This window comes from Nocardioides sp. NPDC047086 (assembly GCF_040643685.1).
Lineage (GTDB): Bacteria > Actinomycetota > Actinomycetes > Propionibacteriales > Nocardioidaceae > Nocardioides.
Genome location: NZ_JBEYUV010000072.1, coordinates 1 through 9,501, shown reverse-complemented (window position 1 = coordinate 9,501; position 9,501 = coordinate 1). Strand labels below are relative to the sequence as shown.

Here is a 9,501-nt window from a genome sequence, read left to right as displayed (position 1 = left end):
CGACCCGCCAGAAGCGCTTGCTCGATCTTGTCGTCGGCGCAGCTCCCTCGCTGCGCTCGGGACCTGCTAGCCGACGACAACCTCGATCCGCTGGAACTCCTTGAGGTCGGTGTAGCCGGTGGTGGCCATGGCGCGCTTGAGGGCGCCGACGAGGTTCATGGTGCCGTTGGCGACGTGAGAAGGACCGAAGAGGACCTCCTCGAAGGTGCCGACGGGCGAAAAGGCGACGCGCTCGCCGCGGGGCAGGTCGGCGTGGTGGGCCTCGTTGCCCCAGTGGAACCCCTTGCCGGGGGCGTCGGTGGCGCGGGCGAAGGGCGAACCGACCATGACCGCGTCGGCGCCGCAGGCGATCGCCTTGGCGATGTCGCCGGAGCGGCCGACGGCGCCGTCGGCGATGACGTGTACGTAGCGGCCACCGGACTCGTCGAGGTAGTCACGACGCGCTGCCGCCACGTCCGCGACCGCGGAGGCCATCGGCACCGCGACACCCAGCACCGTCCGGGTCGTGTGGGCCGCGCCGCCGCCGAAGCCGACCAGGACGCCGGCCGCGCCGGTGCGCATCAGGTGCAGCGCGGCCTGGTAGGTCGCGCACCCGCCCACGATCACCGGCACGTCGAGCTCGTAGATGAACTCCTTGAGATTGAGCGGCTCGGCCTGCGAGGAGACGTGCTCGGCCGAGACCGTGGTGCCGCGGATGACGAAGAGGTCGACCCCGGCGTCGACGACGGCCTTGGCGAACTCCTTCGTACGCTGCGGCGACAGCGCCCCGGCGACGGTGACGCCCGAGGCGCGCACCTCACGCAGCCGCTCGGTGATCAGCTCGGCCCGGATCGGGGCCTCGTAGATCTCCTGCAGACGCCGGGTCGCGTCGACGCCGCTCAGCTCGGCCAGCTCGTCGAGCAGCGGCTGAGGGTCGTCGTACCGGGTCCACACGCCCTCGAGGTTGAGCACCCCGAGGCCCCCGAGCTTGCCCATCGCGATCGCGGTCGAGGGCGACATCACCGAGTCCATCGGCGCCGCGATCAGCGGGATGTCGAAGCGGTAAGCGTCGATCTGCCAGTCGGTGCTCACCTCGGTGGTGTCGCGGGTGCGCCGCGACGGCACGATCGCCACGTCGTCGAAGGCGTACGCCCGTCGTGCTCGCTTGGCCCGGCCGATCTCGATCTCAGTCACATGACGGATTGTTCCACGGGACCGGATCGAGATCGGAAAGGCCACGCACCAACCGGGCTAGCTGCGCACCGCGGTCAGCAGCAGATACTCCCACGTCATCGCCCCGCCGGTGAGGAAGCGGTCGCCCAGGTCGGCGAGCGCGGCATCCAGGGCGGCGGTCCGGGACTCGTCGTCGGCGATCCCGCGGTAGGCCACGATCGTCGGGCCGTAGCAGGCCTTGAAGAAGTCCCGGAACTCCGCGCCGGTGTCGAAGGAGTCGATCGTGACCGTGCGCTTCTCCGCCCGGATCGAGGTCACCTGGTCGCCGAGCAGGCCGCGTACATGGGTCTCGTCGCCCCATCGCGGAGGTGGCTGAGCACCCTCGGGCGGCGGTGCCATGAACGGCTTCATCGTCGCGAACATCTGGCCGATGAAGCCCTCCGGGGTCCAGCTGACCAGGCCGATCCTGCCTCCCGGTCGCACGACCCGGACCAGCTCCGCGGCGGCCTTCTCGTGGAACGGCGCGAACATGATGCCGACGCAGGACATGACGACGTCGAACTCGGCGTCGGTGAACGGGAGCGCCTCGGCGTCGGCGACGCGCCAGGTGATCGAGCCGGCACCGGCGTCGGCGCCCTGCGACCGGCCGACGTCGAGCAGCTCGGGCGTCAGGTCGCTGGCGATCACCTCGGCTCCGGCGAGAGCGGCGGGGACGGCGGCGTTGCCGGTACCGGCGGCGATGTCGAGTACGCGGTCGCCGGGCCCGATCTCGCACGCCTCGACGAGCACCTGGCCGAGCTCGGGGATGAGCTCGTCGGCGACCCGGACATAGTTCCCCAGGCCCCACATCGCCCGGTGGCGGGCCTTCAGGTCGGGCACTGCTGGTGTTGCGGTCATGTCTTCCTCCAAAGACGTTGACCCGAGATGTGATCTGGAGGCTCCAGCCTCACCCGGCGCCGTCCTCGGCGGATAGTGCCGGATCTGAACCGCTACCGGTTCTGGATCTGTACTTGCCACCCGTCCTCGTCGGCGTTCTACTGAGAGCAGGGATCTCGGGCTGTGAGGGAGGCGGTCCGGTGGCGGGATACGGCCAGTTCTGTCCGGTGGCGAAGGCCATGGAGGTGCTCGACGAGCGGTGGACGCTGCTCGTCGTACGCGAGCTGCTGCTCGGCAGCACCCACTTCAACGAGCTGCGCCGGGGCGTGCCGAAGATGTCGCCGGCCCTGCTCTCCAAGCGGCTACGCACCCTGGAGCGCGCGGGCATCATCCAGCGCCGCGGCGAGGGGCAACGTACGTCCTACCATCTCACCGACAGCGGCCAGGAGCTCGCCACCGTCGTCACCGCGCTCAACGAGTGGGGCATCCGCTGGGTCGGCGAGCTCGGCCAGGCCGACCTCGACCCCCACCTGCTCTTCTGGGACATGCGCCGCACGATCCCGATCGAGGTGTGGCCGCGGCAGCGCACCGTGGTCGAGTTCCGGCTCACCGACGTCGACCCGAAGGCCGCCCGATGGTGGCTCGCGGTCGCCGCCGACCAGGCCGAGGTCTGCGACTTCGACCCCGGGTTCGAGGTCGACGCCCGGGTCACCTGCAGCCTGCGTACGCTCACCGAGATCTGGCGCGGCGACCTCGCCTGGCCGATGGCGCTTCGCGCCGAGATGGTCACCATCGCCGCCGCCGAGGACGTACGCCGCGCCCTCCCCGCCTGGGTCGGCCAGTCGACCTCGGCCCACATCCCCCGCCCCCGCGTTCAGCTCCAGTCGTAGGAGAGGACGAAGCCGTACGCCTCCCCGCCGCCCTCCTCGGAGAGGACCATGTCGGCCTCGCCGACGAGGCCTTCGAGGCCGCCCGTGCCGAGGCCGGGGACGACGGTGAGGTGGGAGCGGACGGTCTTGTCGGCGTACGTCCCGCTGATCCGCCACACGCACGAGCCCTCCTGGCCGGCGATGGAGCCGATGAACTGCTCGTACGCCTCGAAGACCGCGCCGCCGGCGGGGTTGCCGTAGGCGCCGATCATCCGTGCTGTGCCCTTGCCCTCGATCTCGCCGGTGTAGGCGTAGTCGGTCTCGGAGGTGGTCAGGCCGCGCGTGGGGATGTAGACGTCGTCGCCCATCGCGGTGCCTTCGCCGTCGATGTCGACATAGGCCGCCTCGTGCCAGCGCGCGACGGTCATCGTGGTGCTTGCCTTGTTGCTGTAGGTCGTCATGGGTCCAGCCTGCTCGGGAACCGGGGCGCCGGATTGAAGGAACGCGCCATATCGTTGGCGGCATGGCTGGCCAGATGGAGGGCAGGGGCTATCCCGACGCGATCGTGCGGCCGGTGACGGCGGCCCGGACGATCACGACCGAGCGGTTCGTGCCCTCCCCCGAGATCGCGGCGCACGTGGACTACCACTGGTACGTCGGCTGGGACCTCGAGCAGCCGCACGACCAGCAGGTCATCCCGCAGCCCCGGATCCACATCGCCGCCGAGGACGGTCGGCTGCTCGTCCACGGGATCGGCCGGCGCCCGTTCGTCCGGCATCTCACCGGCCGCGGTCACACGCTCGGCGTCTCCTTCCTGCCCGGCCTCTTCCGCCCGGTGCTCGGCCGCGCGGTCAGCACGATCGCCGACGAGGTCGTCCCCGCCGAGGAACTGCTCGGCGTCGACGACCGGCCTGCCGCGGACCGCATCCTCGCCGCGGAGGACCCGAAGGAGATGGCCGCAACGATGGAGACCTACCTCCTCGAGGTGGGCCTCCCCACCGATCCCGTGGCCGACGACGTACGCCGCTGGGTGGCCCTCGCCGAGCACGACCGGACGATCACCCGGGCCGAGCAGCTCGCCGACCGCGCCGGCCTGAGCCTGCGGTCGCTGCAGCGCCTGTTCAGCGAGTACGTCGGGATAGGCCCGAAGTGGGTCGTGCAGCGGTTCCGCGTGCTGGAGGTCGCCGCCCGCGCCCATGCCGGCGACGTCGACTGGGCCGCGGTCGCCGCGGAGCTGGACTTCAGCGACCAGGCCCATCTGGTGCGTACGTTCCGGGATGTCGTCGGCGCTCCGCCGGCGACGTACGCGAAAGACCTCTAGCCGCGTCAGCGGGGACTCAGTCGCCTTCCAAAGCTCCGTGCTTGGCGCAGATCTTCAGGATGCGGTCGGGGTAGACCGCGGCGTCCTCCGGCTCGAGGTAGGTCGTCCTGTACTCGTCGGCGATGGCCCGGATCTCTGTGTTCTCGGCCCAGTCGCTCATCATGAGGAAGACTGTGTTCCAGGACCCGTCTTGGTCCTGAGGGGGCAGATTCTCGGTGTGTGTGCAGAACACCTGGTCGCGCTCGGAGAGCGGATCGGCCTTCACAGCGGGGGGCTTGGCTCCGGCCCCGGTCTCGTCAGTCCCGGCGCCGCAGGCACTGAGGGCGCAGGCCGAGATCAGCACGACGATCAGATTCACGATGCGCATTGCCACTTTCCTTCTCACGAGACCTTGATGGTCGCCATGATCTGATTGATGTACTTCTCGACCTCTTCGGCCGAGATCATGTAGTGGAAGCTCCAGCTGAAGTTGATGAAGTGCTTCTTGTGGTACCCACCGAACTTGTGCCAGCGAGCGCCCCCATCGCCGCTGGAGTAGTCGACGTAGTGGTAGAGCTCCAGGCCGCCGACCTTCAGATTGGGCAGTCTGAACGCCATGGTCGGGTCATGCAGCCTGGAGGCGACCTGCCCGTCCAGCCAGGCCGGCATGTCTGAGACGTCTTCGGTTGGTCCTCCGAAGAGCGGCTCGTCCTTCTTGGCGAAAAGCTCTACGAGGCCGGTCCAGTCGGCCACTCCCTCGCCCCAGGGCGGCAACGTGATGAAGCGCTGATCGGCGCCGGTGATGCCGCTCTCGTTGTCGCCGTCGATGGTGGCCAGTTGCTCGTCCTCCTTCCACGTGCGAGGGACCTTGATGCTGAGGCCGGGTCCTTTGCTGCGGAAGGTCTGCCAGCCGGTGTAGGAGCCTGACGGCTTCAACACCTTGGGTTTGCCGGCGACGTAGGCCGATGGCAGTGGAGGGTTCGCCGAGGCGTCCTCTGAAGCGGATATCGCCGGGCTCGGCTCTGAAGCTGTCGCTTCCGCTGGCAGAGCGAGCGCGACGACGGGGATGGCGACGAGCAACGCCAAGCCATGTCGTAGTCGACGGGCAAGAAATCTCACAGCTGAACTCCGTTCGGTCACCGTGCTGGCATCAGGCGGGTCGGCACGACCTTGTAGTGGCCTTGCCCCATCGAGAGTTGAAGGATCTTCTTCGGCGCCGCGAGAGCGCCGCCGGGCTGCGCCGCGTGCAGCATGACCGATGCCTGATCCGTACCGGTGATCGCGATCAGGTCGGTGAGGCCGTCACCGTTGACGTCGCTGGCGCCGAGGAGACCGGGACTGCCCTTACCGCCCTTGGTCGGCCGCGTGCTGGCCTTGGTCCGGTTCCACTTGCCGCCCTTCGCCGACCACACATCAGCCTTGCCTGCGTCGTCGAGGCCGACCAACTCGTCGACCCCGTCCCCGTTCGTGTCTGCTGGGATGGCTTCGCACGCGATCTCGGCGTCCTCGGGAGAGCTGCCTCCGCGGTCCTTGGCAACGAACTTCTGGACCGGTCCTCGCCGGAACGCCATGCCGTTGGAGTAAGCCGCGACGTGCCCACACATGGCGCCCAACCCGCCGGACATGAACTCGCGCGTCGTGTAGTCCACGAAGAGGATCACGTCGTCTTTGGAGTCGCCGTTCAGGTCAGCGACCGCGAGGTGCTTGTCGAAGACAGTGTTGTCGGGTTCGCCCGTGGGGGTTTGCGTGTCGAGCCACACCTCTGGTTTGCCGAGCTTCCCGGGTGCCACCTGGCGGTAGACCGTGAACCGGACTCGCATCGACTCCACCTTGTGGAGCTCGGCGCGGTCCATCTCGGCGAGGTTGTAGATGTCCTCCTCGAGTCCGAGGTCGGGACGACCGTCGCCATCGAAGTCGCCGCAGTGGACACCGTTGACGACGAGGCCCTGTACCTTGCGCTGGCGCTTGACTGAGGCGATCGGGTTCCCCTCGGTGTCGAGGGCGCTGTAGGTGTCGATCGTCGTTCCTCTGCGGGCCCGAATCTCCTCGATGGCATTGGGGAGACCGTCGCCATCGAAGTCGCAAATCATCTCTGGGTAGTTCGTCGGCACTGAACTGCTGGCCATCTTGAAGACCGCTCCATCGGAGGTGAAGTCCATCAGGCTGGCGGCTTTGACCACCGCATCGCCGTACCCGTCGGCGTTGATGTCACCGACCGCGGGCGCCCTGGCCTCTGAGCTCGGAGAAGCAGAGGCTGAACCCGACTTCGGACTCGAGGCACCGGTGTCCTTGGTTCCTGACTCTCCTTCAGTACCACAGCCCGAAACCAGTGCAATCAACAGAGCGCTCGCGCCGGCGAGGACACCAATAGTTTTCCAGCGACCACGGACAGAACGCATCAGACCCCCCGAGAGACTCACCATTAGCGCACAGGCGACATCAAGATCACCGCGACGTTCGGAGCCTACCCTGAAGGCTTTACGAACGATGGCAGATGCGAGTTCGTCATCACTTGGCACGTACGTTCGGGAGGTCGTGGGCGCACTCCCCCGGCGACGTACGCGAAGGACCTCTAGCCGCGGGCGAGCCGCTCGAGCGCGTCCGCCGAGGGCGAGCCGGGCTCGGCCCGGTAGAGCACGATCCGCTGGCTGGTCTCGGGCAGCACCATCGCCTCGTACGCCAGGTCCAGCCGCCCCGCCACCGGGTGCCGCAGCCGTTTGATCCCGTAGCCGCAGTCCATGACCGGGTGCTCGGCCCATAGCTCGGCGAACAGGTCGCTGCGTTGGACGAGCTCGCCGACCAGGCAGCTGAGGATGTGGTCGTCGGGATGCAGACCCGAGGAGTAGCGCAGGAAGCCGACCATCTGCAGGGCCGTGGCCTCGGGGTCGACGAAGAGCTCGGGCCCGCCGGGCTCGAGGAAGAACCGGCGGACCAGGTTGGGGCGCAGGGGACGGCCGGCGTACGGGGCGTCGAAGTCCAGACCGTGACCGAAGAGACGGTGACCGAGGTCGTTCCAGGCGAGCACGTAGTTGGCGTGGTCGTGCTCCTCGGCGCTCAGCCGCAGCGCCCGGGCGAGCGAGTCGATCACGGCGTCGGAGGCGTTGTGATGGTCGGCCTGCTCCAGGCGGGTGTAGTAGGTCGGCGAGACGCCGGCCAGCATCGCCAGCTCCTCACGCCGGAGCCCGGGCACGCGGCGAGCGCCGTAGGACACCAGCCCGGCGTCCTCGGGACTGATCGCCGCCCGGCGGCTGCGCAGGAACTCTCCGAGGTCGGTCGTCATGGTTCCTATAGTGCGGCCGCGCGACGTTTTCTTCCTGACCCTGTCAGTGCCAGGCACGGGGGTGGATGGCAGGACAGGTGTCTGGCTGATGCCTGTCCGCGGCACGAGCGTTGGGGTCATGACCACGACCACCCAGGCCGAGCCCGTACGCGAGGCTGCCAGGTCGTCGAGCTCGAAACGCAGGGAGAGCAGTGGCACGACCAGCCGGCCCTCGTCGAGAAAGACGACCTGGTCGGCGACCTCGCGCGCGAAGCCGATCTCGTGGGTGACCACGATCATCGTCATCCCGGTCCGGGCGAGGTCCTTCATCACGCCGAGCACCTCGCCGACCATCTCCGGGTCGAGCGCGGAGGTCGGCTCGTCGAAGAGCATCAGCTCGGGCTCGACCGCGAGCGCGCGGGCGATCGCCACCCGCTGCTGCTGGCCGCCCGAGAGCTGCCGCGGGTAGGAGCGCTCCTTGTCGGCCAGACCGACCCGGTCGAGCAGCTCGCGTCCCCGCGTCTCGGCCGCCCGGCGGCGTACGCCTGCGGCCAGCTGGCCCTCCAGGACGTTCTCCAGCGCGGTCTTGTGCGGGAACAGGTTGAACTGCTGGAAAACCATTCCGATCCGGCTGCGCTGGCGGGTGATCGCCCGGTCGGAGAGCTCCCTCAAGTGGGTGTCCTCGCGGCGGTAGCCGATGATCTCGCCGTTCACCTCGACGAAGCCGGCATCGGGCTTCTCCAGGTGGTTGACCGTACGCAGCAACGTCGACTTGCCCGACCCCGACGGCCCCAGGACGACCGCCACCGAGCCCCGGGCGATATCGAGGTCGATGCCGTCGAGGACCGTGTTGGCACCAAACCGTTTCGTCAGCCCGCGGACTCGCACCAGCGGCTCGCTCATCAGATCACCTCCAGGTCACGACGCCGGGGCGAGCGCGGCACGAGCGGCAGCTGGCCACGCCACAACCGCCAGAACCCGGTGCGCGCACCCTTGCCGCGGGCGTAGTAGCGCTCCACGAAGAACTGGATCGTCGACAGGATCGTGACCAGGATCAGGTACCAGATCGTGGCGACCAGCAGCAGCGGGATGACCAGGTAGTTCTGGGCGTAGATCAGCTGCACCGAGTAGAGCAGGTCCTGCACCGCGATCACCGAGACGATCGAGGTGCCCTTGAGCAGGCCGATGAGCAGGTTGCCGGAGGCCGGGATGATCGCCGGCATCGCCTGCGGCAGCAAGATCCGCCAGAAGATCCGGGCCTTGGACAGACCCAGTGCCTTGGCCGCCTCGGTCTGGCCGGCCTCGACCGAGACCAGGCCGCCCCGGATGATCTCGGCGGCGAACGCGGCGATGTCGAAGGTCAGCCCGACGAAGGCCGCGAGCAGGCCGCTGAACAGGTGGGCCGTCTCGATGGTGACGAACGGCTTCAGGAAGGGGATGCCCAGGCTGATCTGCGGGTACAGCGAGGCCATCTGGAACCAGAAGAGCAGCTGCAGCAGCGGCGGCACGCTCCGGAAGAACCAGATGTAGATCGCGCTCACCGAGCTCAGCACCGGGTTCGCGGAGAGCCTCATGACCGCGAGCACGATGCCCAGCAGGTAGGAGCTCACCAGCACCGCGGCGGTCAGCCACAGGGTCAGCACCAGCCCGTCGAGGATGGAGGGACGCAGGAAGAACGCGCCCACCACGTCCCAGTGGTAGCGCGGGTTCGTGACCAGGCTCTTCACGATCCCGGCGACGACCAGCAGCGCGAGCGCCGCCGAGATCCACTGGCCCGGCTTGCGGCGCGCGAGGAGGCGGGCACCGAGGAGCTGCTCGTCGCCGTCGCGGGCGAACAGGGGGCGACGTACGGCCTCATCCACACTCACGCGCGACCACCCTCTAAATGTCGAGTAATTTGCTCAACATTGTACTGAGCCCGAGTGCGACGGGGAGCGCGTCCAGAAAACGAGACACCGCCCCCGAGTCGGCGCATCTTGACCGAAAACCTCGCCGCCCGGGTGAAGAACGCCAGCGACTGGCGCTGGACGTGGCCGAAGACCTGG

10 protein-coding genes and 1 pseudogene are annotated in these 9,501 nt (G+C 68.4%); 2 read left to right on the top strand and 9 right to left on the bottom strand.

The genetic code is table 11. The features are described 5' to 3' along the window. Positions 1-66: 66 nt before the first annotated feature. Both ABZ796_RS27290 and ABZ796_RS27285 read right to left on the bottom strand, forming a co-directional pair. Positions 67-1,173 carry a GuaB3 family IMP dehydrogenase-related protein gene (locus ABZ796_RS27290; protein WP_357341289.1) on the bottom strand — a complete coding sequence of 369 codons (1,107 nt, stop codon included), beginning with the start codon at positions 1,171-1,173 and terminating at the stop codon, positions 67-69. A 57-nt stretch (positions 1,174-1,230) separates the two neighbouring features. Further along, complete coding sequence (locus ABZ796_RS27285; protein WP_357341288.1) at positions 1,231-2,049, bottom strand: methyltransferase domain-containing protein; 819 nt, start codon at positions 2,047-2,049, stop codon at positions 1,231-1,233. Between the two features lie 179 nt (positions 2,050-2,228). On the opposite strand from ABZ796_RS27285, the gene ABZ796_RS27280 reads away from it, so the two are divergent. Further along, complete coding sequence (locus ABZ796_RS27280) at positions 2,229-2,918, top strand: helix-turn-helix domain-containing protein (protein ID WP_357341287.1); 690 nt, start codon at positions 2,229-2,231, stop codon at positions 2,916-2,918. Here ABZ796_RS27280 and ABZ796_RS27275 read toward each other — a convergent pair. Then, positions 2,903-3,358, bottom strand: coding sequence for a DUF3224 domain-containing protein (locus ABZ796_RS27275; RefSeq protein ID WP_357341285.1), 456 nt, complete (start codon positions 3,356-3,358; stop codon positions 2,903-2,905). The genes ABZ796_RS27280 and ABZ796_RS27275 overlap by 16 nt on opposite strands. 62 nt (positions 3,359-3,420) lie before the next feature. On the opposite strand from ABZ796_RS27275, the gene ABZ796_RS27270 reads away from it, so the two are divergent. Then, positions 3,421-4,218 carry a helix-turn-helix domain-containing protein gene (locus ABZ796_RS27270; RefSeq protein WP_357341284.1) on the top strand — a complete coding sequence of 266 codons (798 nt, stop codon included), beginning with the start codon at positions 3,421-3,423 and terminating at the stop codon, positions 4,216-4,218. A gap of 16 nt (positions 4,219-4,234) precedes the next feature. On the opposite strand, the gene ABZ796_RS27265 is transcribed toward ABZ796_RS27270, so the two are convergent. The 6 genes and pseudogenes from ABZ796_RS27265 to ABZ796_RS27240 all read right to left on the bottom strand — a co-directional run bounded on the left by ABZ796_RS27265 (position 4,235) and on the right by ABZ796_RS27240 (position 9,324). Continuing rightward, a complete protein-coding gene (locus tag ABZ796_RS27265) occupies positions 4,235-4,585 on the bottom strand; it encodes a hypothetical protein (protein ID WP_357341283.1) in 351 nt (116 codons plus the stop codon). Between the two features lie 14 nt (positions 4,586-4,599). After that, positions 4,600-5,283 carry a hypothetical protein gene (locus ABZ796_RS27260; RefSeq protein WP_357341282.1) on the bottom strand — a complete coding sequence of 228 codons (684 nt, stop codon included), beginning with the start codon at positions 5,281-5,283 and terminating at the stop codon, positions 4,600-4,602. A gap of 50 nt (positions 5,284-5,333) precedes the next feature. Further along, positions 5,334-6,596, bottom strand: coding sequence for a hypothetical protein (locus ABZ796_RS27255; RefSeq protein ID WP_357341281.1), 1,263 nt, complete (start codon positions 6,594-6,596; stop codon positions 5,334-5,336). 173 nt (positions 6,597-6,769) lie between these two features. Beyond that, positions 6,770-7,477 (bottom strand): helix-turn-helix transcriptional regulator, encoded by a 708-nt coding sequence (locus tag ABZ796_RS27250; protein ID WP_357341290.1) that lies wholly within the window; start codon positions 7,475-7,477, stop codon positions 6,770-6,772. A gap of 198 nt (positions 7,478-7,675) precedes the next feature. Continuing rightward, positions 7,676-8,359: pseudogene (locus ABZ796_RS27245) on the bottom strand (amino acid ABC transporter ATP-binding protein); the annotation flags it as partial. Further along, a complete protein-coding gene (locus ABZ796_RS27240; RefSeq protein ID WP_357341280.1) occupies positions 8,359-9,324 on the bottom strand; it encodes an amino acid ABC transporter permease in 966 nt (321 codons plus the stop codon). The gene ABZ796_RS27240 and the pseudogene ABZ796_RS27245, both read right to left, overlap by 1 nt. Positions 9,325-9,501: the final 177 nt, after the last annotated feature.